24 protein-coding genes are annotated in these 23185 nt (G+C 63.9%); 14 read left to right on the top strand and 10 right to left on the bottom strand.

Annotated features, from left to right (window positions below; all coding sequences use genetic code 11):
- Positions 1-45: 45 nt before the first annotated feature.
- On the bottom strand, positions 46-441 hold the full coding sequence (locus tag IEY38_RS16000; RefSeq protein ID WP_188979409.1) for a DUF7541 family protein: 396 nt from the start codon (positions 439-441) through the stop codon (positions 46-48).
- A gap of 89 nt (positions 442-530) precedes the next feature.
- Here IEY38_RS16000 and IEY38_RS15995 point away from each other — a divergent pair, with 89 nt between their 5' ends.
- Positions 531-3065 (top strand): DUF7527 domain-containing protein, encoded by a 2535-nt coding sequence (locus IEY38_RS15995; protein ID WP_188979407.1) that lies wholly within the window; start codon positions 531-533, stop codon positions 3063-3065.
- A 9-nt stretch (positions 3066-3074) separates the two neighbouring features.
- Here the strand turns inward: IEY38_RS15995 and IEY38_RS15990 are convergent, their stop codons facing one another.
- Complete coding sequence (locus IEY38_RS15990) at positions 3075-3380, bottom strand: hypothetical protein (protein WP_004516266.1); 306 nt, start codon at positions 3378-3380, stop codon at positions 3075-3077.
- A 178-nt stretch (positions 3381-3558) separates the two neighbouring features.
- Here IEY38_RS15990 and IEY38_RS15985 point away from each other — a divergent pair, with 178 nt between their 5' ends.
- From IEY38_RS15985 to IEY38_RS15975, 3 genes are all read left to right on the top strand, one after another.
- Positions 3559-4935 carry an adenylosuccinate synthase gene (locus IEY38_RS15985; protein WP_188979405.1) on the top strand — a complete coding sequence of 459 codons (1377 nt, stop codon included), beginning with the start codon at positions 3559-3561 and terminating at the stop codon, positions 4933-4935.
- Positions 4936-5045: 110 nt separating this feature from the next.
- Entirely contained in the window at positions 5046-5240 is a 195-nt protein-coding gene (locus IEY38_RS15980) for a methytransferase partner Trm112 (RefSeq protein WP_005538510.1), read from the top strand.
- A gap of 33 nt (positions 5241-5273) precedes the next feature.
- Positions 5274-5837, top strand: a complete 564-nt coding sequence (locus tag IEY38_RS15975; protein ID WP_229775333.1) for a DUF7524 family protein — start codon at positions 5274-5276, stop codon at positions 5835-5837.
- Between the two features lie 8 nt (positions 5838-5845).
- Here the strand turns inward: IEY38_RS15975 and IEY38_RS15970 are convergent, their stop codons facing one another.
- From IEY38_RS15970 to IEY38_RS15960, 3 genes are all read right to left on the bottom strand, one after another.
- Positions 5846-6922, bottom strand: coding sequence for a DR2241 family protein (locus IEY38_RS15970; protein WP_188979403.1), 1077 nt, complete (start codon positions 6920-6922; stop codon positions 5846-5848).
- 99 nt (positions 6923-7021) lie between these two features.
- Complete coding sequence (locus tag IEY38_RS15965) at positions 7022-7903, bottom strand: CbiX/SirB N-terminal domain-containing protein (protein ID WP_188979401.1); 882 nt, start codon at positions 7901-7903, stop codon at positions 7022-7024.
- 114 nt (positions 7904-8017) lie between these two features.
- Entirely contained in the window at positions 8018-8176 is a 159-nt protein-coding gene (locus IEY38_RS15960) for a hypothetical protein (protein WP_005538502.1), read from the bottom strand.
- A gap of 212 nt (positions 8177-8388) precedes the next feature.
- Between IEY38_RS15960 and IEY38_RS15955 the strand changes: the two genes are divergently transcribed.
- The 5 genes from IEY38_RS15955 to corA all read left to right on the top strand — a co-directional run bounded on the left by IEY38_RS15955 (position 8389) and on the right by corA (position 12334).
- Positions 8389-8874: a DUF7523 family protein gene (locus tag IEY38_RS15955; RefSeq protein ID WP_188979399.1), complete on the top strand. Its 486-nt coding sequence runs from the start codon at positions 8389-8391 to the stop codon at positions 8872-8874.
- Between the two features lie 46 nt (positions 8875-8920).
- Complete coding sequence (gene cysS / locus IEY38_RS15950) at positions 8921-10399, top strand: cysteine--tRNA ligase (RefSeq protein ID WP_188979397.1); 1479 nt, start codon at positions 8921-8923, stop codon at positions 10397-10399.
- A 105-nt stretch (positions 10400-10504) separates the two neighbouring features.
- A complete protein-coding gene (locus IEY38_RS15945; RefSeq protein WP_188979395.1) occupies positions 10505-11146 on the top strand; it encodes a DUF6517 family protein in 642 nt (213 codons plus the stop codon).
- Positions 11147-11189: 43 nt separating this feature from the next.
- On the top strand, positions 11190-11360 hold the full coding sequence (locus IEY38_RS15940; protein WP_170095895.1) for a hypothetical protein: 171 nt from the start codon (positions 11190-11192) through the stop codon (positions 11358-11360).
- Positions 11357-12334: a magnesium/cobalt transporter CorA gene (gene corA / locus IEY38_RS15935; RefSeq protein WP_188979393.1), complete on the top strand. Its 978-nt coding sequence runs from the start codon at positions 11357-11359 to the stop codon at positions 12332-12334. Before IEY38_RS15940 ends, corA begins: the two co-directional genes overlap by 4 nt.
- On the opposite strand, the gene IEY38_RS15930 is transcribed toward corA, so the two are convergent.
- Both IEY38_RS15930 and IEY38_RS15925 read right to left on the bottom strand, forming a co-directional pair.
- On the bottom strand, positions 12329-13555 hold the full coding sequence (locus IEY38_RS15930) for a tripartite tricarboxylate transporter permease (RefSeq protein ID WP_188979391.1): 1227 nt from the start codon (positions 13553-13555) through the stop codon (positions 12329-12331). The two genes, corA and IEY38_RS15930, sit on opposite strands and share 6 nt — an antisense overlap.
- A 52-nt stretch (positions 13556-13607) precedes the next feature.
- Entirely contained in the window at positions 13608-13766 is a 159-nt protein-coding gene (locus IEY38_RS15925; RefSeq protein ID WP_188979390.1) for a hypothetical protein, read from the bottom strand.
- Between the two features lie 68 nt (positions 13767-13834).
- Between IEY38_RS15925 and IEY38_RS15920 the strand changes: the two genes are divergently transcribed.
- Genes IEY38_RS15920 through IEY38_RS15910 form a run of 3 tightly spaced genes read left to right on the top strand, consistent with a single transcriptional unit; the run spans position 13835 to position 18218 of the window.
- On the top strand, positions 13835-15058 hold the full coding sequence (locus IEY38_RS15920; protein ID WP_188979389.1) for a molybdopterin molybdotransferase MoeA: 1224 nt from the start codon (positions 13835-13837) through the stop codon (positions 15056-15058).
- Positions 15055-16935, top strand: coding sequence for a molybdopterin biosynthesis protein (locus IEY38_RS15915; RefSeq protein WP_188979388.1), 1881 nt, complete (start codon positions 15055-15057; stop codon positions 16933-16935). The genes IEY38_RS15920 and IEY38_RS15915 overlap by 4 nt, the downstream gene beginning before the upstream one ends.
- A gap of 59 nt (positions 16936-16994) precedes the next feature.
- Positions 16995-18218, top strand: a complete 1224-nt coding sequence (locus IEY38_RS15910; RefSeq protein ID WP_188979387.1) for an iron-containing alcohol dehydrogenase family protein — start codon at positions 16995-16997, stop codon at positions 18216-18218.
- Positions 18219-18394: 176 nt separating this feature from the next.
- On the opposite strand, the gene IEY38_RS15905 is transcribed toward IEY38_RS15910, so the two are convergent.
- Positions 18395-19564 (bottom strand): NAD(P)/FAD-dependent oxidoreductase, encoded by a 1170-nt coding sequence (locus tag IEY38_RS15905; protein WP_188979385.1) that lies wholly within the window; start codon positions 19562-19564, stop codon positions 18395-18397.
- A 266-nt stretch (positions 19565-19830) separates the two neighbouring features.
- The gene (locus tag IEY38_RS15900; RefSeq protein WP_188979383.1) at positions 19831-20526 is read right to left on the bottom strand and encodes a ThuA domain-containing protein; all 696 of its coding nucleotides are present in this window, start codon (positions 20524-20526) and stop codon (positions 19831-19833) included.
- 484 nt (positions 20527-21010) lie between these two features.
- On the opposite strand from IEY38_RS15900, the gene IEY38_RS15895 reads away from it, so the two are divergent.
- Positions 21011-22228, top strand: a complete 1218-nt coding sequence (locus IEY38_RS15895; RefSeq protein ID WP_188979381.1) for an inorganic phosphate transporter — start codon at positions 21011-21013, stop codon at positions 22226-22228.
- Here the strand turns inward: IEY38_RS15895 and IEY38_RS15890 are convergent, their stop codons facing one another.
- The gene (locus IEY38_RS15890; RefSeq protein ID WP_188979379.1) at positions 22229-22552 is read right to left on the bottom strand and encodes a hypothetical protein; all 324 of its coding nucleotides are present in this window, start codon (positions 22550-22552) and stop codon (positions 22229-22231) included.
- A gap of 229 nt (positions 22553-22781) precedes the next feature.
- Here IEY38_RS15890 and IEY38_RS15885 point away from each other — a divergent pair, with 229 nt between their 5' ends.
- Positions 22782-23156, top strand: a complete 375-nt coding sequence (locus tag IEY38_RS15885; RefSeq protein ID WP_170095885.1) for a winged helix-turn-helix transcriptional regulator — start codon at positions 22782-22784, stop codon at positions 23154-23156.
- Positions 23157-23185 lie beyond the last annotated feature (29 nt).

Raw genomic sequence — 23185 nt, 5'->3', positions numbered from 1 at the left:
GCCAGTAAATAGAGTGTTGGTTTCCGAATCGGGCTAGTACCCGTCTCAGGCCGCGGTCTGTTCCATAACTGAGGCGACGCCGCCCATTGCGATCATCACAGCACCCGCCGCGGCGACGGCAACTAGCCGAGTAAAGAGTGGCCCGGTCCCGACGTTCGACAGCGCGATATCGGCGACCGGGACCTGCCAGAGCGTAAACGCGGCGGCGAGGATGATAAGCACCACGCCCACCCCAAGCAGGGTCGGCCACGGCCGTTCCGCGTATCCGGATTCCGTGAGGATACCGGCGATGCTCCCGCCGAACAGTATCAGTCCGAAGACGGCCACTGGAAAGAGTCCGACGAACACGCCGATCTCTGACAGTGCTAATCCCAGTGCGACGAACAGCGGCCACGGACTCGCAGTCGGATACTGATCGCTTAGTCCCGGCTCCTCTGCCATACCAGCAATTGCGCCCGAATCGTCATATGTCCATCGGACCGCGCCCGTGGGCACAAACTATTTGTCCACCATCCGGCTTGGTGGGAGTAATGAGTACACGCACGGTCGAACGGGTCGACGGCTGGGAGTCGGTACCGTTCGACGGCGGGTTCGCGGGCCTGCAGGACCTCGCCGGACAGGAGTTCTCCGGCGCGGTCATCACGGGTCCGACGCGCCTGTTCATGTTGAACGGGACCGTCGTCGGCGTCCTTGACGGCACCATCGAGGATTTCGAGGACGCGTCGGGAACAGCCAAACGGTCACCCCACGAGGCGTTGCCACTGCTTGCAGTGATGCAGGAACGCGCCGACGAGGTGAAAGCACAGTACTACACCGAAGACACGGCACTTGCAGAAGTCGATCAGACGCTGTCGAGCGGTAACTTTACCGGCTTTATCGAACTCTCCGAGAACGTCCTCTCGGGCGACTACTACACCGTCTACCACCAAGGCCGCTCGATGAGCGTCGCGTGGGTCGGCAACTCCGACAACCTCATCACCGACGACGAGGCGTTCGAGACGGCCAACGACGAGGTCGGCATCTACGAGGTCATGCCGGTCGACATCGAGCCGATCGAGATTCCGGAACCGCCGGAGGACGACACGGACGAGCAGTCAGCGGACCCGGCGGCTGCCGGTGTTGACCCGCTCGAGGCTGGTGACGAGACAGCCGCTACCGACGAAGGTGCGATAGACAGCACGCCGACAGATACGGCGGTACCAGACGAACCGACACCACAGGACGTCGCCAGCGATGAACCGGTAGACCCGTCCCCGGACCCCGTCGGAGATACCGAAGCCGATGGAACCGACGACGCCGGACAGGCCCAGACCGCAGCGGAGTCGACGCGGGACCGCGGCCCTGCAAGCAGCGGCCCGCCCGGATCGAAAGCCGCCGGTGCGACTCCTGGCCGGTCCCGCCGCAGTTCCGAGTCTGACGAGCAATCGAGCGTGGACGAAAAGCCGAATGCAGACAACCGGCCAGACAGCAAAGCGACAGACCGGGCGACGACAGAAACCGATACCGCGACACAGACGGAACCTGATTACGAGGCCACTGAACAGGAGGCCGGAGTGAGGGAAACTGCCGGGGAGACCGAGCCGAAACCATCGGCGACTGAGCCATCACAGACACAGGAATCCCAGCACGCCAGCGCGCGAAGCACCCCGACACAGAGCGATCAGGCGGCTTCGGCAGACCGTCGCGCCGAACCGGAAGACCCGAAATCGACACAGAGCCCCGAGCCACAGCCGTCCCAGACACAGTCCGGGACCGGAGCGGCAACGCCGACGCCGGACGCCGGTTCTGGCAGGTCAAGTGCGGATCTGGAGACGCGCTCGGTCCCGTCGCTGGACCCGAACAAGTCCGGCGGTGCGCAGGAAAGCACAGCCACCAGCGTTTCTCCCACGCAGACGCCGCCAACAGGTGGGCAACAGGCATCGACACCGCGACGCGACCAGCCGGCCCAGAACGACCCGATGCCGTCGACCGAATCCAGCGTGCAGGGACCAGCACCGGCTCAGGAAAGGCGTGGCACAACTGCGAACGACCCGGAGCCGGCGCAGCCGGCCGATACGCCGCAATCCCAGCCGTCGACAGGGGACCAGAGACAGTCGCCTGCCGACGAAGAGCCGACACCGCGCGACCCGGAGCGTGTGGCAGAGCTCGAGTCCGAGCTCGAACAGCGAGCCGAGACGGTGTCGGACCTCGAATCCGAGCTCACGGATCTGGAGGCAACGAACCAGGAGCTTCGGGACGAGCGCGACCGTCTAGAGTCGGAGCTAGCCGACGCACGGGCCGAAATCGACCGGCTGGAGGAGCAACTCGACGAGCAAAACGACGCCGCCGCAGGTAGCACCCGGCTCAGCGCCGGCGAGGCGATAAACGGGACGAACCTCTTCGTCAGGTACGATTCGAAGGGTAAGGCGACGCTGGAGGAAGCCAAGGACGGCGAAGCGAGCCGCGAAGAGGTCGAGGCGAATCTCAGGCTGGAGTATCACACGCAGTTCGAGGCAGAGGGCGCTACGGTCAACGGGACGCCCTTCGAGGAGTACCTCGAAGACAGCATCCAGTACCGCTTCGTCAACTGGCTCATCCGGAACCTCCTCTACGAGATTCGGGACACCGGACACGCGGGAGCGATGAAAGACCTCTACGAAGGGCTTCCGGCCATCGACCGTGCCGAACTGAACGGCAACGTCACGGTGACATACACGGAAGACGGTCAGGAGACCCGCTCGCAGGAACGGTTCGACGTGGTCGTCCGGGACCGGATGGGGAACCCGCTGGTCGTCGCAAACATCAACGACTCGCGCGAGCCGGCCTCCGAAGGCCAGATGTCGGACCTCATCCGGAACGCCGAGCGGGTCGGCAACGCCTCCGGGTCGCTTGCGTCGGCGTTTCTCGTCACGAGCAGTTTCTTCGAGCCGGGCGCACTCGAAACCGCCGAAGAAGCCACCTCTAGTGGACTGTTCAACCGCGATAAGCGCAAGAGCTTCGTGAACATCTCGCGGAAAAAGGGCTTTCACCTCTGTCTGTTAGAAGCGAGAAACCAGGAGTTCCACCTGGCGGTCCCGGAACTCTGAGAAAGAAGCTTAGCCTTCGATTTCGGCCGCGTCTTCGATCTTCATACCTTCGAGCTTGTCGATGATTTCGTCGACCTTCTCGTCGAGGTCGTCGACGAACTCACCGGTCTGTTCGGTCGTGATCGCACCCTGGCTGGAGGGCTCGATGAGGTTCTCCTCTTCGAGAACGCGCAGGGAGTACCGCACCTTGTGGTGCGGGTAGCCGGTTTCGTTGGACATCTTCACGATACCGATAGGCTCGTTCTCGATAACCATGCGAAGCACCTGCAAGTGGCGCTCCAGCATGTCAACTTCCTTTTCAAGCCTGTCTATCATGGCAATTGTTAACTTGTGTTTGCGGTATTTAAAGGTTCTCCCTCGCCCAATCGCTACAACGTTGATACGTTTGAACAGGGGTGTCTTAAAACCGTCGTAACGATTCACATGGGTACTGCTCACGAGCGTGAGTTCAGGACCGTAATCTGTTTATCACGGTGGCTGGAAGGTGCGTGCGATGACCGTAACCATCGTCGGCTCACAGCTCGGCGACGAAGGGAAGGGCGGCATCGTCGACCTGTACGGCGACGACGTGGACGTCGTCGCGCGCTATCAGGGCGGCGACAACGCCGGCCACACCGTCGTCCACGAGGGCGAGGAGTACAAGCTCTCGCTGGTTCCGAGCGGAGCCATCCGCGGCAAGGTCGGCGTACTCGGCAACGGGTGTGTCGTCAATCCGCGAACGCTGTTCGACGAGATAGACACGCTTCAGGAACGCGGCCTCGAACCGGACGTTCGCATCGCCGAACGAGCACACGTCATTCTCCCGTTCCACCGCGTACTCGACGGTATCGAGGAGGAACTAAAAAGCGAAACGGATGACGAAGTCGGGACGACTGGCCGAGGTATCGGCCCGACCTACGAGGACAAGGCCGGTCGGCGTGGTGTCCGCGTCGGCGACCTGCTCAACCCGGACGTACTCCGAGAGCGCCTCGAATACGTCGTTCCACAGAAGCGGGCCGTCGTCGAGGACGTGTACGACCTCGACGTCGACGAGCTTGACGACCCGGATGCCTTCGACGTGGACGCCATCTTCGAGGAGTTCCGCGAGTTCGGCCGCCGTTTCGAGGCCGAGGACATGACCGTCAACGCTGGGGCCTTCCTCAGCGCGACCATCGACGAGGGCCAGAACGTCATGCTCGAGGGCGCACAGGGGACCATCATCGACATCGACCACGGGAACTACCCCTACGTCACCTCCTCGAACCCGACGGCCGGCGGCGCGGCAACTGGGACTGGACTCAGCCCCGGCGTCGTCGGTGACGGCGAAGTTGTCGGGATTGTGAAGGCGTACCTCACCCGGGTTGGCAGCGGCCCGCTGCCGACCGAACTCGGCGGCGTCGTCGGCGATACGCCGGGCTACGACGAGCAGGGCGAGGGTGAAAACGAGGAGCTGGCGAACTACATCCGAGAGGAAGGCGGCGAGTACGGTACCGTTACCGGGCGGCCACGACGTGTCGGCTGGCTCGACCTGCCGATGTTGCGCCACTCCACGCGCGTGTCCGGCTTCACTGGAATCGCCATCAACCACCTCGACGTCCTCGCCGGCCTCGACGAAGTGAAGGTCGGCCACACGTACACGCTCGACGGCGAGGAGCTGGCGTCGATGCCCGCGACCACCGAGCAGTGGAAGCGCTGTGAGGCCAATCTCAAGTCCTTCGACGGCTGGCCCGAGATCGACTGGGCGGACGCCGCCGACGAGGGGTACGACGCGCTACCGGAGAACGCGAAAGCCTACGTCGAATACATCGAGTCCGAACTCGACACCCCGGCCTACGCCATCGGCGTCGGTCCCGGCCGCGGCGAAACCATCGTCCGCGAGCATCCGTTCTAACGGATTTCCCCGATTCGCCGTTCGAGCGTTTACACGCGATTAGCCAGCGATGGGGCGACACTCACTGGGAGAGCGGCAGACTTTTGCGACCGCCGGTCCTGGCTGAATATATGAAAGAGGACCTGATGGAAATTATCTGCTGCCCTCTGGACAAGCACGACCTCGACCTCGAAGTGACGGAGCGCGACGACGGCGAAATCCTGTCGGGCCAGCTCACCTGTACCGAGTGCAGCGAGACGTTCCCCATCGAGGACGGCATTCCGAACCTGCTCCCGCCGGACATGCGCGACGAGGCACCGGCCTGAACCTTTTTTTCCTCGCCACGCGGAGTCACATCCGTGCCTGACTCCCTGCCCGTGCACCTCAATCGGACGGACATCCACAGTCTGGAGGTTCCAAACGAGTTCGACGCGACAGGGAGTTTCGACGTGCGATTAGTCAATCACGGCGAGGCCCTGCACGTCCATCTCCACCTCGACGACTCGCTCTCTTCCATCGCGTCGCTCGACGCCACGAACCACCACGTACGGGCCGAAACCGACCGATTGGTCAGAATAACTGTCGACGGTGACGGGCCGGTCCGTGGCAAGCTAAAGATCGTGACAGGGTACGGTGCCGAGACCCGGTACATCGACATCTACATCCCGGAAGGCGGGACCGAGAACGAACCGGTCATCGTCGACGACGAACTGTCGAAGCCACAGCCGAAACCGGCGACGGAATCCGAACCTGGCCTCGAAGACCTGTCTGCGGGGCCGATACTGGCGGCTGGCGGTTTCACCGTCCTGATTGCGGGGCTCATCACGCTGGTACTCACCGAAAGCGTGCTGTTGACCGTTGCTGCCGTATTCGCGGTCGCAATCGTGCTGGGACTTCTGTCCGTCGCCGTTCGCTCGTCCTGAAACCCCGGTTACTGCTCCGTCTCGACGCCGCCGAGGTTCCCTTCGTCGTCGAACAGCTTCGCGCGCAGGAACCGCGTGCGATACCGGTTGGCCCCCTCGTAGATATCCGCCTCGCGGATGTCGTCTGCCTCGCCGTCGGCGACGGCATCGATGATGTCCTCGATCTGTTCTTTCTCGCTGGGCGTAAGCTCGAACTCGTAGGTCTGGCTCGTCTCGCCTTCGATTTTCGTCCACTGGCGTGCGCCGGCGATGACGAGCGAGCAGGGTTCGCGGCAGGGGAACTCACCCGAGCCGCCGTCGACATCGAGGTCCGTTTCCTCGTCGTACTGCCACTCCCGACGTTTGAGACACTGGGAGTCGTCACAGCAGGCCTCGGCGACCCAGTTGACGTGTTCGTAGCCGTCGCCGCGGTCCCAGGTCTTGACGACGCCGTAAATCCCGGTTTGCCGGTCGACGGTATCCCGCCAGTGGGTCACGTCGAGTTCGCCCTCCCGTTCGCGGTGCCAGTTCGCAACGGTCGCCGGATAGAAGGCGTCGACTGTCGTGACGAACTCACTCGCCGATAGCTCGGGGAACGTCCAGCCGGTCTGGAGCGACGGCGCGGTTTTGAGCGGGCGATAGCCACCGTCGTCGTCGTGTTTCGCAATTTCACGCGCGTCGAGTGGATCGTCGTGGGCCGCAAGCGCGCTGGTCCCGACATCCGCGTCGGCACGGTGGCGGATGCTGTAGGTCCGCTCCCCGTCGGAGAGCGTGACGCTCAGGTGGAGTTCCCCCCAGGTCGCAGCAATCCCGTCGGCAAGTGCATCGTAGCGCTCGGCCACATCCCGCTGCTCAGCGTCTTCAAGCCAGCGGAGGAACGCCCAGCGGTCGGCCTTCTGAGGCGCTGTGGCGTGCCAGAAATACCAGTTTCGGACGTGCGGTGACTCCGCCGCTACCGTCCGGAGCGTCTCTTCATCGATACCACTGTGGTCCACGTTCGGCGTCTGGAACGTGTACCCGCCGCCGTTGTGGGCCACGTGGAGGTCGTCGAAGGCGATGCCATCCGGGGCAGTTGCCACCAGCGCGTCCACGTACTCGCCGTCCATACCGGAAAACGGAACTCAGTCGGCAAAAGTCGGCTGGTTCCGGCCAACCAGCGGCGAACTAATTCTGTTTTCTGCCTGATAGCGGCGGTCGGCGACCTATCAGTCACCAGTCGCAGGCTTTGCGCCGCCAGTCTCCTCACGCACCTGCTCGATGGCGCTGCTCACATCGGCGCCCGCGTCGGCGGCCCGTTCGAGCACTACATCGGCCATCAGCGGCTCCGTCCCGACCGCGCCGGCGTACCAGATGTCGTGGCCCTCGACGGTGGTCGGCACGTCGTAGCCCGTTCGGTAGTCGTCGGTCAGGCCCATGTCCTCGGGGATGTCCTCCTGCGTGTGGAAGCCGTCGGCGATGAACAGTGGCACGACGACGATGTCGTCGCTCTCGAAGTAGTCCGCGACATCGTCGACCTCCGGATCTTCATCCATGAACAGCGACTGCACCTCGTCGAATCGGCCGCGCTCTTCGATGCGGTCTGCGTGGTACTGAATGGCCTTCGCGGAGTTCTCGTTGCGCTCCGTGCCGTGGCCGACGACGGCGAGGCCGAACCCTTCGCCGACGTCGGGGTCGCCAGTGACGGACTCGGCCCGCTGGACGATGACATCGCTCATCGAGTCGTGTGTCCCGACTGGGCCGCAGTAGTGGACCGTCTGGTCCGTGTCCTCGGCCGCTAGCGTCGCGTTGGTCGCGCTCGTCCCGTCGGAATCCCACAGCTCGGGGTCCCAGTCCTCCAGCCGGAACTCGCGGGGGATGACCTGTTCGGTGAAATAGCCCTCCGAAATGAACAATGGGACCAGATACACCTCGTCGGCATCGACGGTCCGCAGCGCCTCCCGGAACGACGGTTCCTCCTTCCAGAAGGACTCACGGACCTCGCCGAACGCGCCGGTCGCTCGAATCGTGTCGGCGTGGTCGTACGTGGGCGTACTCGACTCGGCGTTTAGATGGGAGCCGTGGGCCGCGATAACGAGTGCTTCGTCCATATCCACTGGTTGGTGCGAGCCGTCCTTAGGGCCTTCGTTGACCTGCTCGGATAACCGGCGAGCTGTGTAGTGTTGGGTGCCGAAAGTGTGTCGCTGCCGACCGATTCCACTTAGTCACAGCCCGAACAGGAGGACGTAGAACAACAGTCCGGCGGCTGCCAGCAGTGCGGCGTGTCCCAGCGCGCCAGCAGCGACAACAATGCCACCGATGACTCGGTCCGCCGGTTCCAGGGGCTGTCCGAACACTTGCCGTTCGCGTTGTGCAATAGCCATTGTCCTTCCCTCATATAGAAAGTGGGCGTCCAGAGGCACAATCCCCTATGACTGTTCTCACTTGCTGGGAGTGGGCCACAATTCTTCGGGTCCACCACGCCGTATCGCGATCACGATAGGTCGGCTCTCCCCCTCACTAGCTATCCAGTGGCACCGCGTTCCCTCGCGCCTGATAGAACCGCTTTTGCCCGCGCCGTTCGTGCCTGACGCTAATGTCACTCGCAGCCGCGACCAGAGACGCCGTCCGCGAGCGCCCGTTCCTCTACGACGCACTTCGGGCCGGCGTCGTCAACTACACGGCCGCCGCACGCACGCTCGACATCGACGGCGAAGAGGAAGCTATCGCGACTGCGCTCCGCCGGTTCGCCGAGGAACTGTCCGCTGACCCGCCACACGACAGCGACGCCAGAGTCTCGATGCAGAGCGGGCTTGGTCGGGTCGAGTCGTCCGACGCGGAGTCGGCTATCGTCCTCGAAGTTGCGGACACCGCCTTCGCCGAGGACGCTGGCTCGCTGACGGGCATCGTCGCCACCGGTAACCTTGTGCCGGCAGCACTCACCGAGGCACTGGGACGCCTGCGAACGGCGGACGTTCCTGTCGACGCCGCCGGCGTCACCGATAACGCGCTCGTCGTGGTGGTCAGCCGCCGTGCGGGACCGGACGCGCTCCGGGTGGTCGAAGCGACAGTACAGGGGTGAGTCGCCTTCCGACGGCTTAAAGCGGGCGGACACAGTTCCCCCGATAATGACGCTTCGCGTGACGAACACGTTGACCGGTGAGAAAGAGCCCTTCGAGCCGCGCGACCCCGACTCCGTGCTGCTGTACTACTGTGGGCTGACGACTTCCGACCCGCCCCACCTCGGTCACGCGCGCGGCTGGGTCCACGTCGACGTGATGGCCCGCTGGCTCGACCACCTGGGCTACGACGTCCACCACGTCGAGAACTTCACCGATGTCAACGAGAAAATCGTCGCCCGCGTCGGCGAAGACGGCGATAGCGAGGCCGACGTGGCCCGCCACTACGTCCAGCAGGTCATCGAGGACATGCGGTCACTCAACCTCGGGCGCGCAGAGGTGTACCCCCGCGTCTCGGAGCACGTCCCGGAGATCATCGACCTTGTCGAGCGACTCGTCGAGCAGGGTCACGCCTACGAGCGAAACGGCTCTGTCTACTTCGACGTGACCAGTTTCGAGGACTACGGGAAGCTCTCGAACCAGTCCGTCGACGATATCGAATCACAGGGCGCGGACACCGAAGGGGAGAAGCAACACCCGGCGGACTTCGCACTCTGGAAGGCTGGCGGCGTCGACCCCGAGGACATCGCCGAACACCAGCACCCCGAAGCCGCTCCGGCCGAGGAGGCCTGCGCCACGGCCCAGACCTGGGATTCCCCGTGGGGCGAGGGCCGGCCCGGCTGGCACATCGAGTGCTCGGCGATGTCGATGACGCACCTCGACGAGTCCATCGACATCCACGTCGGCGGGCAGGACCTCGTGTTCCCCCACCACGAGAACGAGGTGGCCCAGAGCGAGGCCGCGACCGGCAAGCAGTTCGCGAAGTACTGGCTCCACGTCCGACTGCTGGAGACAGAGGAGGAGAAAATGTCCTCCTCTGTCGGCAACTACTTTACCGTCGCCGATGCCGTCGAGGAGTTCGGCCCCGACGTGCTCCGCACCTTCCTGCTGTCGACGGCCTACACCTCGCGGGCCACCTACAGCGACGAGACCATCGCGGAGGCCGAGGAGCGCTGGGATCGCCTCTCTCGCGGTTACGAGCGTGCGGTCGAGGCCTGCGACGACGTTGACGCCTACGCGAAGATGACCGACGAGTCCCTGCGCGGGGCCGTCGACGACGCCCGCTCGGCGTTCGAGGCGGCGATGAACGACGACTTCAACACGCGGGAAGCGATGACCGCGCTGCTCGACCTGACGGCCGCAGTGAACTCTCACCTGGACGCCCACGAGCAACGAGACTATCAGGGGCTTCGCAGCGCCGTCGAAGTGTTCGAGGAACTCGGCGGTGGCATCCTCGGGCTGGCGTTCGGCGACGACGACAGCGGCGACGTGTCGCTGGCCGGTGACGTCGTTGACCTGGTTCTAAATATCCGCGAACAGGAACGAGAAGCCGGTCACTACGAACGCGCCGACGAGCTCCGGGACGAACTCGAAGCGCTCGGCGTCGAGGTCCAAGACACCGACGACGGGCCGACCTACCGGCTCTGAAAGGGTCGAGCGACCGATACTGGGCGTGTACCGGCCGTTTTGTATCTCAGAGAATAGCTTGGGCGGCCACGTACTTTATATACTGGACACAGTGTAGGAACAACAATGCGAAAGGGCATCCTCACGCTTCTCGTCGGGTTACTCGTCGTCTCGTCGGGCTGTGTCGGCCTGCTAACCGGGGAGACGGTCGAGTTCGACTCTGCACCGGCAGCAGTCAGCGACAGTGCGCTCGAAGAGACCGGCTACGAGCAGTCGATGGCTGACGAACAGACCATCGAGCGGACGGTCACCGTCGCCGGCCAGGAGCGAACCATCCGCGTCACGAACCACATCCGACAGTACGAGCGCGGCATCGACCTCGGGCCGGTCGGCGAGGTCAACGCCGGGCGGTTCATCGTCTTCTCGACGCCCAGCGCCAGTGTGGCGGGACAGACGCTGAACCCCGCTGCGAGTTGGTCCAACGAACGCCTCGTCGAAGAAGTCGCCAGCCGAAACGACCAGATCGACGACGTCCAGTTCGAACGCAACCGTACGGTAGACGCACTGGGCGAGTCCCGTGAGGTGGCTGTGTTCTCCGGGACGACGGCTATCGAGGGCCAGGAAATCGACGTCCTGATTCACCTCACGAGCTTCGAACACGAGGGCGACGTGGTCGTCGCCGTCGCCGTCTATCCCGAGCGGTTCGACGATCAAGAGGGTCCCCGCGTCGATACGCTGCTCGGCGGTCTTTCGCACTCGGGCAACTAATCGCGGGGACACTGTTTTCTTGTGGGCCAGTGATGACGGAGGCATGAATCGGCTGTTTGTCGCCGGTGTGGTGCTCACGCTCGTCGGCATCGTCGGTTACGCCATCGGGACGAGCGTCGCCTACCTCGGCCGATCCGCGTCAGTAACAGCGGTCATGGTCGGGCTGACGGTGGCTGCCGTCGGCCACGCTACGCCGACGGAGGACACACCGTGATCTCCACAGTGGTGTACGCCGACGGACAGGCGATGGAGTACGGGGACCTGACGGCCGCCCGAACCGCTGTCGGGACGACGTGGGTTCACGCCACCGACGCGACACCCGACGAGGTTGAGGCTGTCAGCTCCGCCTTCGATCTCCACTCGCTGGCTATCGAGGACATAAAGAACGACGTCCGAGCCAACGTCCAGGAGTTCAACGCCTACACGTTCGTGCTCGTCAAGTCTGCGTCGCTTACGCCCGGCGATACGACGTTCGACAAGGAGGTGAAAACAACGCCACTCGGCTTGTTCATCGGCCCCGACTGGATCGTCACGTTGTCGACGGGTGCTGTCCCGTCCGTCCAGCGCGTGATGGACGCTGTCGGTCGCGGGGACGAGCGACTCCTCCACCGCGGCCCGGATTTCACTGCCTATCGGGTCATCGATGTCATCGTTGACGCGTATTTCGACCTGCTGGATGAGATCGAGACCGATATCGAGCAGATCGAGGAGGAGGTGACGATCTCCACCGATATCGAGACGCTCGAACGGATCAACGATGTCCGGCGCGACCTGCTGTCCTTCCGCAAACAGGTCTGGCCAGCACGGGAGGCGATCGGCGTGCTCGCCCGTGGCGACCCCAAACAGATCCAGCCACAGACGGAGAAGTACTTCCGGGACGTGTACGACCATCTGGTCCAGATTGTCGACCTGACCGAGACCTACCGCGACCTGGTGGCGGGGGCGCGGGACATCTACCTGAACACGGTGTCCCAGTCGACAAACGAGGTGATGAAAGTGCTGACCGTCGTCGCGACGATTTTTATCCCGCTGACCTTCGTCGTCGGCGTCTACGGGATGAACTTCGCCGACAGCCCGTACAATATGCCGGAACTGGGCTGGGCGTTCGGCTATCCCGCGGTGATGATTGGGATGGTGACCGTCGTCGCCGTCTTGCTCGGCCATTTCCGCCAGCGGGACTACCTATAGCGCCAGCGGGACGAGTAACACCCCCATCAGGGTCGCCCGGCGGGACCCGAACCATGGCGGGAGATGTCCGACCAGCGTGGCGGCTCCGAACGCTCCGATACCGACGGGGCCAGCGAAGAGCGCGGAGAGACAGACGAGTACCGAAATCACCGACAGCGAGAGGCGTGTCGGGTCCAGTCTGCCGACCGTTCGGAGGTACCGGTCACCCAGTGTCGGGACGAGTATCGCGCCGGCGACGGCAGCGATAGCGACCGCGGCGAGCAACGCCGGGAGCACAAGCGGTACCTCGGCCCGGTCCAGCGCGACGAGGACGCCGGTTCGGGGCGTTCCGAGCGAGATGAGCGCGAACAGCGCAAACACCGCCGTCGCCGTGTTGACGCCACTCGTCGTCACGATGAACGCCCGTGGCCCACCTTCGGCGACAAGCCCCAGTGCCAGCGTGGCCGCGATGGCGCTGGAGACGCCCGGAATGTAGCCGACAGCGCCGCCACAGAGGGTCCCGACACCCGCGAGAACGCCGACTGTTCGCCGCGGCGTCGTCACCGTCGCGTCGGCTTGTGGCGGGACGCCCTCTCCCTCGATAGCCGCCAGGAGCACCGGTGCTCCGAACAGCCCCGAAAACAGTGGGACCAGCACGTCCGATACAGGCAACGCTCCGGTCACTGGCGCATCGAGCAGACCGATGCCGAGCAGACCGCTCGCGGCGAGCGAACACGCAGCGCCGACCTGCTGGCGGCGGCCGTGCTCCGTGACCACGAGGAGGGCAGCGACCCCTGCGAGTAGCACCGGGAGCCGCGGCCGAAGCAATGGGTACGCACGCTCCATCAGGAGGGTGAGTGGAACCGCTAGTGGGACAGCAAACACCACAGCCAGCCCGCTCCCCAGCGCCGATAGGCGAAGCGCCTCCCGACCGCGGCCCTCGATGACTAGCTGGTGGCTCGGCAGCGCGCTGGCGGCCATCGCCGGGTCGGGCACACCCAGTGCCAGCGCCGGAATCACGTCGAGAAAAGTGTGTGTCACGCCGGCCGAAAGCATCGCGACGCCGACGTAGAGCCGCGGCCCGGGCAGACTGCTCGCCGCGGCGGCGAGCAAGAGCGCGAACGTGTTGGCGTGCAACCCCGGAACGAGTCCGCTGAGTGTGCCCAGCCCGACCCCTGCCCCAACCGCAGCGAGTAGCGCGACCGTCGCTGTCGGGTCAGCGGCAGGAAGTCCCGGAAGCACACTGAGGCGTGGTCCCGTTCCCGTACTTGAACCTCCGCGATGCTCAGCCCGGTTAGTCTTCTACAGCGTGGTGGGGTCCGACCGGACCGTGTTCGGGGCAGGTCCCGGCGATATGGGTGGCGTTGAGACAGCAGTGCCGGCTGTCGGTCGCGACCAGTCCTTTCGAGAGGTCGCTCCCGCAGAGGCGACAGCGCAGGTCCGACTCAGCCATACGTTTGCTTCCGACCGAAGCCCCCTGAATCTGGCGAGCTTTTTGGTGTGCCGGCCATTCGTACACATATGAGCAACGAGTCCCGGAAGTCAGCCGGATTCAAGGACAGAACCCCGGTGACGACGGCCAGGGAGACGCTGCTGGACGCAGTGACGCCACACGGACGGACGGAGCGCGTCTCGCTGCGCGACGCCGACGAGCGTGTCGTCGCGGGGGAGATCACTGCCGAGCGCGCGGTGCCCCACTATCGCCGCGCGGCGATGGATGGCTTCGCAGTCAGAGCCGAAGACACGTTCGGCGCGAGCCAGCGATCGCCGGAGTCGCTCCGGGTCGGCGAGGCAGTGACAACAGGCACGGCGGCCCGCGTCCACACGGGAAGCGAACTTCCCGAGGGTGCCGACGCCGTCGTGATGGTTGAGGAGACCGAGGTGACCAGCAACAGTGTCACGGTGTTCGATGCGGTCGCCGGGGGGGAGAACGTCGCCCCTGTCGGCGAAGACGTGGAGGAAGGGCAGACACTGTATGAGGATGGCCACAGGCTCCGCCCGTCGGACCTCGGACTGCTGAAATCAGTCGGGAACGACACTGTGGAAGTGTACGAGCGGCCGACTGTCAGCGTGATTCCGACGGGGGAAGAACTGGTGCAGGACGACCCAGACCCAGGCGAGGTCATCGAGACGAACGGCCAGACCGTCACCCAGTACGTCGAGCGCTGGGGCGGCAATGCGACCTACCGCGACATCGTCACCGACGATATCGACGCGCTCCGGGCAGCCATCACGGACGATCTGGATCACGACCTCATAGTGACGACCGGTGGGTCCTCCGTCGGCGAGCGCGACCTGTTGCCGGAGGTCGTCGACGGAATCGGCGAGGTGCTGGTCCACGGCGTCGCGCTGAAGCCCGGCCACCCGGTCGCACTCGGCGTGGCCCAGGAGACGCCGATTCTGATGCTCCCGGGCTATCCGGTCGCCTGCATCGTCAACGCCGTTCAGTTCCTCCGACCGGCGCTTCGGCGGGCCGGCCATCTCCCGTCGACCGACCCGCCGACGACCGAAGCCGAACTGACGCGGAAGATCGCCAGCGAGCCGGGGACCCGAACCTACGCGCGGGTGGAACTGCACGACGAGGACGTGGACGAGCAAACGACCGCGACGCCGACGCGGGCCAGCGGCTCCGGTGTCCTCTCAAGCGTCGCGCTCGCCGATGGCTGGGTCGTCGTGCCGGAGTCCGTGGAGGGGTACGACGCCGGTGACACCGTGACCGTCGAGGACTGGGAGTGGTCACAGTGAGCGACCGGCGGGAGTTCCGTGACCTCGCGTCGCCCGAAGAGGCCCACGAGGTCGTCGCGGGCCTCGACATCGACCCCGACCCGGAAACGGTCCCGCTGGCTGACGCCCGCGACCGCGTGCTCGCGGAGCGGATCGACGCCGGCATCGACGTGCCGGGGTTCGACCGTGCGAGCATGGACGGCTACGCTGTCCACGCCAGAGACACCTTCGGCGCTGACGAGGCCGACCCGGTCGCGCTGTCCGTCGCCGGAGAAGTCCACGCCGGCGAGGAACCCGACGTGACGGTAGAGCCGGGCTCGGTCGCCGAAATATCGACCGGCGCGGTGATGCCCCCCGGCGCGGACGCTGTCGTGATGGTCGAGCGGACGACCGAAACGGACGACGGCGTCGAGATACGCACGTCCGTCGCGCCCGGAGACAACGTGATGCTCGCCGGCGCGGACATCGCGGCCGGGGCGCGGGCACTCGGTCCCGGAACACGTATCACACCGCGTGAAATTGGACTCCTGTCGGCGCTGGGCGTCGACGAGGTTCCGGTGCGTGGCCGGCCGCAGGTCGGTATCCTCTCGACCGGTGACGAACTCGTCCGGCCCGGGGACCCACTCAACAGTGCCGCCGGCCAGATCTACGACGTGAACAGCTACACGCTGGCCGGCGCAGTCGCGGAGGCCGGCGGCGACCCGGTGATGTATTCACACGCTGGCGACGACTACGAGGAGATGGAGCGGTTGCTCCACGAAGCGGCCAACGAGTGTGACCTCGTCCTCTCGTCGGGGTCGACCAGCGCGAGCGCGGTGGATGTCATCTACCGCGTCATCGAGGAACGCGGCGAACTCAGGCTCCACGGCGTCGCCGTCAAACCCGGCAAGCCAATGCTCGTGGGCACCATCGGCGACTCGGCGTACGTCGGTCTGCCAGGGTATCCAGTGTCGGCACTGACCATCTTCCAGACCTTCGTCGCCCCGACGGTCCGGGACGCCGCCGGACGGGACCAACCGCAGACAGCCACAGTCTCCGGCACGATGGCAGTTCAGGAACGCTACGGCGAGGGACGCAGACGCCTCATGCCGGCTGGTCTGGTCGAAGACGAATCCGGGTCGCTGCTGGTCTATCCCGTCGACAAGGGTAGCGGCGCGACGACGAGCCTCGTCGACGCCGACGGCTTCGTCGACGTGCCACCGGGGACTGACTACCTTGCCGAAGGGGAGGCAGTCGACGTAACGTTGTTCTCCCCGGCAGTCAGGCCGCCGACACTTTTGGGGATGGGCGAGGACGACCCGCTCCTCTCGCGCCTACTGGATACCGTTTCTCACCCGCGGTATCTCCCGCTCGGGTCGACGGAGGGGCTCCGCCGCCTCAGCAACGGAGTGCCCGACGTTGCCGTCGTTGCGGGACCGGCCACCGATGACCACGACGCAACCGACATCGGCGGCTGGCGGCGCGAGTGGGGGCTGGTCATCGGTCCTGATACCGACGTGTCCGATTTGGGGGACTTCATCGACGGAGACTACCGCTTCGTCAACCGTGACACCGCCTCCGGACTGCGTCGGAGCTTCGACGACGCGCTCGATGACATCGGCGAGGACCGGGGCATCGGCCGTGCCGAAGTTGTCGATGCTATCGACGGCTACGAACTCACGACAAAAGCCCACGAGAGTCCCGCTCGGAAGGTCCTGACAGGTGATGCAGACGTTGGCCTCGGCCTCCGTGCCACGGCGGCAAAACTCGACCTCGGGTTCGTTTCGCTGGGAACCGAATCGGTTCGGGTGCTCGCGAACCCGGACCGACGGGAGAAAGACAGCGTCGACGCGCTCGCTGAGACCCTCGACGATCTCGACTCGCTGGCCGACGGGATAGCCGGGATGGAGCCCCAGTAGGGAGCGACGGCGCTGACGACCTGAAGGCATAAAGACGAGCGCGGCGGAGTATGTCACAGATGACCGACACACCGGTCCCCGGCGACCTCAATGCCCCGTTTCGGTTCGAGTACGACCCCGCCGTTCTTCGGTACGGACCCGATGCCGCCCGTACACTGAGCGCGGAGTTAGACGCACACGGCTACGACCGCGCGCTGGTCGTCTGTGGCGCTACCGTCGGTGAGACGCCGGCCGTGATGGCCCCCGTTCGAGAGGGACTCGGCGACCGACTGGCCGGTGTTTTCGCGGAAACGACGCCAGCCAAGCGACTCGGCACCGCTTACGATGGTCTCGAACGCTTCCGGGAGATTGATTCCGACTGTCTCGTGGCCGTCGGCGGTGGGAGCAGTCTCGACGTGGCGAAAATCATCAGCGTTCTCGCGTCGACCGATCGCGACCCCGCGACCATCGGTCGAGCCTTCGTCGACTCCGGAACGATAGCTGTCCCGGAGGCAGGACTGCCGCCGATTGTAGCCGTCCCGACAACGCTGGCCGGCGCTGATCTCTCTATCGTCGCCGGGGTCACAGCCGCGCCCGACACCTCCCCCGTAGACGAACCGGCCAGTGGTGGTGTCGGCGATCCGAAACTGATGCCCGAAGCCGTCTGCTACGACCCCAAACTGATCGCGACGACGCCCCGGTCGGTCCTCGCGGCGTCGGCGATGAACGGCTTCGATAAGGGTCTCGAGACAATATACGCAGCCACCGCAACGCCGATAACCGACGCTACAGCCTCCCGTGGCCTCGGTCTGCTCACCGAAGGCCTGCTCGCGTTCGGTACCGGTGACGACGACCCGTGGGTGTACCAGTCGATCACTCAAGGGATCATGCTCGTCCAGTACGGCATCTCGCGGACAGACGGGACGACGCTCTCACTGATCCATGCCCTCGGCCACGGGCTGACCCGGACTTACGAGGTCCAGCAGGGCGCGGCCCACGCAGTCATTGCCCCACACGCACTCTCATATCTCTTCGAGCAGGTCGACGGTCGGCGGTCGCTCTTGGCCGACGCGCTTGGCGTCGGCGATGCTTCCGACTCCGGTGCTGCGGTCGTCGACCGAGTCAGTGAGGTGGTGAGAGCGCTGGGGCTGCCGACACGACTCCGGGACGTAGCCGGACCTGGCCAAGAGGAGTTCCCCGAAGTTGCCGATGCCGTCCTCGAAGACGCCTTCATGACGAACATCCCGTCGGGGCTGGAGCCAACCCGAGAGGATATTGTCGACGTGCTGGAGTCGGCCTGGTAGCCCGCACCGAACGTATTTCAGCGGCGCGATAGGAGACGGCATACCGCTCGCCAGTGGCGAGCGGTTTCACTTCTCGCGACCAGCGGGAGCGAGAAGGTCGTTTTTAGCGTAGATTTTTGCGAACCAACTCCCCGCAGCGCCGGAGGCGCGAGGAGAGGGGGTGAAGTAAAAAGGTACTACATGTCAGGCCAGGCCTTAGCGGCCCGACCCACGCTGGTCACGTCGTTGATCCAGCGGGCGGCGATCGCTTTCTTCAGCAGTTTCGCAGGCAGCCCGCCAAAGGTTTCGATAGGCATGTTCACCACGTCGTGGGCGACAGCTTTCTCGCCGACCGAAACGACTGTGCCCTTGTCCTTGTGGGTCCAGGTCTTGAGCGGTTGGCCTCGCGCCGCGCGAGCGAGGTTTTCGCCGGCGACCTCGGCGGCTTGCCAGGCGGCCTGAGCGGTCGGCGGTGCGGGCTGGTCGCCGGGCTGGTCAATCAGTGCCGAGTCGCCGATGGCGAAGACGTGGTCGTCTTCGGTCTGGAAGTTCCCTTCGGCGTGGACGCGGTGGTTGCGCTCGTCCTTGTCGAGGTCAACGTCCTGCATGCAATCGCGGCCGGTGATGCCGCCGGTCCAGACCAGTACGTCGTAGTCCAGTTCGTCCTCGTCGCCGATGTAGACCGTCTCTTCGTCGACCTCGCCGATGAACTCCCCGCACTTGATGTTCACGTCGGCGGCTTCCAGACGCTTGCGCAGGGCACCCTGGAGTTCGGGGTCGCTGTTGGGCAGGACCTGGTCGAGGCCCTCAACGAGGTGGATGTCGATGGGCGCGTTGTGTTCGTCGCGGAACTCGGCGACCTCGCCAGCGGTCTGGATACCGGAGAGGCCAGCGCCGCCGATGACGACCTGTGCCGGGTCGTTTGTAGAAGCGTCGCGGGCGGCTTGTTGGATCTTGTCGTGGATGTCGAGGGCGTCGTCGAGGCTCTTGAGCGTCAGGGCGTACTCTTCGAGTCCTTCGATGCCGAAAAAGGCCGTCTGGGAGCCCAGCCCCACGAGCAAGTAGTCGTACTCGACGGTGTCGGAATCGGCGAGGTTGACTTCCTGAGCATCAGTGTCGATTCCGACGACCTCGTCCTGAATGAACTCAGTCGAAGGCTGTTTGATCTCGTGAACGGGGATAGCGATGTTCTCCTGGACGCTCGGGTCCCGGATGCAGCGGTGGGACTCGTGCAAGACCAGATGATAGTCCGTCTCAGAAACCCACGTGACATCAACGTCCGTCTCACCATCTAACTCGTCCTCTAAACTCTTTATTGCCCCCGCGCCAGCGTACCCCGCTCCGAGCACGACCACGTTCTCTGTCATAGGCCACTCTCCGGAGTCATCAGATACAAACCCTTTGGAATCGGTCTACGGCTCCGCTGCTGTCCTCGCATACTGACTCACGGTCATGGTTCACCCTCCTAAGTTTGCAGTCGCCTTCGGTCACCCTCCCGAGAGAAAACAGCGCCTACCGTCGTTGAAGACGGCTCCTAATCACATTGTTACACAGTCTATCCGTTCCGACCAGTCAATCGAACAGGGGGAAGTTAACTGACACTCGGAAGACAACACGCCGCGTGTCCTTACTGTCAAGACTGTCCAGCGCGGTGGTGATCGGTCTCATTCGGCGCAGCCCACGTAACCGCGTTGTGTAGGAGCTTCTGGACGACCGGCTGGTGGTACACTGGAAACGTCTCGTGGCCGGGTTGGAAGTAGAATATCCGCCCTGCATCGCGGTAGTAACAACACCCGCTGGGAAACACCGTGCCGTCGTCACACCAACTTACAGTCACTAAAGTGTCCGGTATCGGTAGGTCGAACCCCTTTCCGTAGATTTCGGCACGTTCGAGTTCGAACTCCTCTGGAAGTCCGTCGGTAATGGGATGGTCCGATTCGACGATCCAGACGTGCTCACGCTCGCCCTCTTCGCGCCAGCGCAGGGTGCCAGTTGTACCCATGAGCGCCTCGAACGGCTTCGATTCGTGGCTGGAGTGGAGCGGGATGAACCCCATCCCGTCACGGATGGCCTGCTCGACGCGGCTCGCAGTCGCATCGCTGACGGCATCGTGTGCGACATCCCCCCACCACAGTAACACATCAGTTTCGGCGAGTACAGCCTCGGTTAGTCCGTGGGCAGGGTCATCGAGTGTCGCTGTCTGAACGGTGTGGCCGTAGGAAGCAAGCATCGCAGCCAACGTCGTGTGGATCCCGTCGGGGTACATCGCATTGGCCGGGCCTGTCGCCCGTTCGTGCTGGTTTTCGTTCCACACGGTGACGGCAGCCATACAAGAATACACTGAATAGCCAGAGAAAAATATGGCTACTCTCTTCCGACTGAAAACAAAGACGCCAGAATGGGGAACGGTCTGGGTGGTTTCGGTACCGGTTCCGTTGTGTGGCGTATTTTCTCTTGTGAACAGTGTGAACGGCCGGCTCGACGATCGACAGCAATTGCCCTAGCGGCACCCGCTCACGAGACGGTTCTGACAGAGGCTACCGGAAGTGAGCAGATGGCTATTCTACGTGTGGTCTCTCTCAAGCGATCGAACCACGTCGAAGTGTGAGGTTTGTGTTGGCGGCCATCTGAATACAGCACCTGAATAAACCAGATTACTTATCCAGACAATTGGCCCACCACCAGCCGATATAGGGCAGTTCGATGGGTTCATCCGTCCCGTGACACGGTTTGTGGACAAATGTGGATACGTGGCTGTAACCGATCGTTCTCGATAACTCACTACCAGAGACCGTATCGGGGGCACTGAATCCATGGCGTCCGTGATTCTCGTTCTCGCGATTGCGCTGCTCGCGGCGCTGTTCATGTCCTTCACCGTCGGGGCAAACAGTAACTCGGCCCCCGTTGCTCCCGCCGTCGGAGCAAACGCACTCTCGGTTCTCCGCGCGGCCCTGCTTGTCGGGGTCGTGGCCGGACTGGGGGCAATCCTCCAGGGAGGCAGCATCTCCGAGACCATCGGGAAAGACCTCGTGACCGGCGTGACGATCACGCCGCTCGCCGCCGCAGCAGCGTTACTCACCGCGGCGACACTCATCACGATCGGGAACACCTACGGGTATCCGATTCCATCGGCGTTCACTGTCACGGGAGCGATGATCGGCGCGGGCATCGCACTCGGTGGGGGGTTCGCCATCGACGAATACGTCGTCATCCTCGGGTTCTGGTTCGCGATTCCCATCGTTGAGGGTGTTCTTGCCTACGGACTCGCGCGTGGCCTTCGGAGCGAATCCGTGCCAGAAATCATCGGGATTCCCGTCCTCGGTGGGGCAGTCGGGTATGCCCTGGCCAACATCCAGCTTACCGTCATTCCGACAGCGAGCGGCGCTCAGGGGTCTGTTGCCCGATACCTCGCTACCACGTACCACCTGCTCCCGACGTCCGTTGGCGGGTCCTACACGCTCGGGATGGTCGCCGTGAGTGTCATCTGTGGACTTCTTGCACTCGCCGGGACACGCGCACTGTTGCACCGCGACGAGACAGCCGGAATCAATCAGTTTCTGGTCGCGCTTGGACTCATCGTCGTGTTCACCAGCGGTGGCACGCAAGTCGGGCTCGCGACCGGGCCACTCGAAACTATCTTCGAGACAGACCTCAAGCTCTCGTCGATCTACTTGCTCGCGCTTGGCGGTGGTGGCATCCTCCTCGGTGCGTGGATCCGGGGACCACGGCTCGTTCAAGCCGTCTCGAACGAGTACGCCTCACTCGGACCGCGACGGTCGATCGCCGCCCTGATTCCGGCGTTTCTGATCGCCCAACTCGCGATCGTGCTGGGGATTCCTATCTCGTTCAACAAGGTGATGATCGCCAGTATCGTCGGCAGTGGTCTCGCCGCGAGTTCATCCGGAGGAAGTGGTGTCTCTCCCCGGAAAGTCGGCATCACTGTCGGATCGTGGGTCGGATCGATGGTGGGTGCGGGTATTATCAGCTACGGGCTGTATATCCTCTTGCACGCGGTGCCCGGAATCGCGTAATCAGGAAACGATCTGGTCGATGATATCTTCCTCTGCCGCTTGCGTTTTCATCCCCTCCCACGTCTCGAAGTCGGTTGTGGCGGCGATGTACTCGTTGAGCTGGTCGCGAGGGGCGTCCTGGACGTCGCTGATGTCATTAAGAGTGAGCGGGCTCTGCGTACAGAACGAGTCAAACGAGTCGAACTCGGTGTGGTTGCGCATGAACTGCTGGGAAAAGAACGTGTCCGAGTGGACTCGTGTCCCCGCCTGAAGTTCACCGATTCGATCGGCTGCCTTTCGAACCCGCTCTTCGAGATCCTCCAGTCCAGCGACCTGAAGATCCATAGCGAATCTGGCTCCTCGACGCCGGTAAAAGTCACGGCTACCGAGACCGGCGGGTCTGTCGTTCGGTATGGCTTGCATATTCCTCAGCGGGCAGACGTAACAGGTGGCAATCCGTGCGTTGAGAGAATCGGTTTCAACTACTGTTCTCGATGTGGGTCCCGGACGATGTATTCTGGCTACCTGTACAGGGGTAGTTATTAGCCAGCCGCGCCCGAAAACACGGCAAGATATGAGTGATTCACCGGAGAAGCTCTCCGTCTGGTGTGCTGGCGAGGACTGGTGTCCCATCACCACGACGGCGTCCCTCATCGGGAAGAAGTGGCACCCCGTTATCATCCACCGACTGCTTGATAACGGCCCCTCAGGATTTAACGAACTCAAAGAGAACGTCGATGGGATTTCGTCCAAAGTGCTCTCCGACAGCCTCGAAGACCTGCAGGAGAAGGGGCTCGTCGATCGGGAAGTAATCAACGAACAGCCGTTTCGCGTCAATTACTCCCTCACCGAACACGGGGAGTCACTGGAGTCCGTGATCACCGAAATGGCAGCGTGGGGCGAGACCTACCTGCAGGAACCGACAGAGGCCGACGAGCCCACAGGATAGGTTCCGCAGGCAATCGCTTTTGTTGCTGC

The organism is Haloarcula sebkhae (assembly GCF_014647415.1).
In the GTDB taxonomy this organism is placed as follows: Archaea; Halobacteriota; Halobacteria; order Halobacteriales; family Haloarculaceae; genus Haloarcula; species Haloarcula sebkhae.
This window is presented reverse-complemented; position numbering and strand designations above follow the sequence as displayed.

What these genes read in the sequence shown, in the direction of transcription:
- IEY38_RS16000 (WP_188979409.1), bottom strand. Translation starts at nt 441, where the DNA reads ATGGCAGAGGAGCCGGGACTAAGCGATCAGTATCCGACTGCGAGTCCG.
- IEY38_RS15995 (WP_188979407.1), top strand. Translation starts at nt 531, where the DNA reads ATGAGTACACGCACGGTCGAACGGGTCGACGGCTGGGAGTCGGTACCG.
- IEY38_RS15990 (WP_004516266.1), bottom strand. Translation starts at nt 3,380, where the DNA reads ATGATAGACAGGCTTGAAAAGGAAGTTGACATGCTGGAGCGCCACTTG.
- IEY38_RS15985 (WP_188979405.1), top strand. Translation starts at nt 3,559, where the DNA reads ATGACCGTAACCATCGTCGGCTCACAGCTCGGCGACGAAGGGAAGGGC.
- IEY38_RS15980 (WP_005538510.1), top strand. Translation starts at nt 5,046, where the DNA reads ATGAAAGAGGACCTGATGGAAATTATCTGCTGCCCTCTGGACAAGCAC.
- IEY38_RS15970 (WP_188979403.1), bottom strand. Translation starts at nt 6,922, where the DNA reads ATGGACGGCGAGTACGTGGACGCGCTGGTGGCAACTGCCCCGGATGGC.
- IEY38_RS15965 (WP_188979401.1), bottom strand. Translation starts at nt 7,903, where the DNA reads ATGGACGAAGCACTCGTTATCGCGGCCCACGGCTCCCATCTAAACGCC.
- IEY38_RS15960 (WP_005538502.1), bottom strand. Translation starts at nt 8,176, where the DNA reads ATGGCTATTGCACAACGCGAACGGCAAGTGTTCGGACAGCCCCTGGAA.
- IEY38_RS15955 (WP_188979399.1), top strand. Translation starts at nt 8,389, where the DNA reads ATGTCACTCGCAGCCGCGACCAGAGACGCCGTCCGCGAGCGCCCGTTC.
- cysS (WP_188979397.1), top strand. Translation starts at nt 8,921, where the DNA reads ATGACGCTTCGCGTGACGAACACGTTGACCGGTGAGAAAGAGCCCTTC.
- IEY38_RS15945 (WP_188979395.1), top strand. Translation starts at nt 10,505, where the DNA reads ATGCGAAAGGGCATCCTCACGCTTCTCGTCGGGTTACTCGTCGTCTCG.
- IEY38_RS15940 (WP_170095895.1), top strand. Translation starts at nt 11,190, where the DNA reads ATGAATCGGCTGTTTGTCGCCGGTGTGGTGCTCACGCTCGTCGGCATC.
- IEY38_RS15925 (WP_188979390.1), bottom strand. Translation starts at nt 13,766, where the DNA reads ATGGCTGAGTCGGACCTGCGCTGTCGCCTCTGCGGGAGCGACCTCTCG.
- IEY38_RS15920 (WP_188979389.1), top strand. Translation starts at nt 13,835, where the DNA reads ATGAGCAACGAGTCCCGGAAGTCAGCCGGATTCAAGGACAGAACCCCG.
- IEY38_RS15910 (WP_188979387.1), top strand. Translation starts at nt 16,995, where the DNA reads ATGACCGACACACCGGTCCCCGGCGACCTCAATGCCCCGTTTCGGTTC.
- IEY38_RS15905 (WP_188979385.1), bottom strand. Translation starts at nt 19,564, where the DNA reads ATGACAGAGAACGTGGTCGTGCTCGGAGCGGGGTACGCTGGCGCGGGG.
- IEY38_RS15900 (WP_188979383.1), bottom strand. Translation starts at nt 20,526, where the DNA reads ATGGCTGCCGTCACCGTGTGGAACGAAAACCAGCACGAACGGGCGACA.
- IEY38_RS15895 (WP_188979381.1), top strand. Translation starts at nt 21,011, where the DNA reads ATGGCGTCCGTGATTCTCGTTCTCGCGATTGCGCTGCTCGCGGCGCTG.
- IEY38_RS15890 (WP_188979379.1), bottom strand. Translation starts at nt 22,552, where the DNA reads ATGGATCTTCAGGTCGCTGGACTGGAGGATCTCGAAGAGCGGGTTCGA.
- IEY38_RS15885 (WP_170095885.1), top strand. Translation starts at nt 22,782, where the DNA reads ATGAGTGATTCACCGGAGAAGCTCTCCGTCTGGTGTGCTGGCGAGGAC.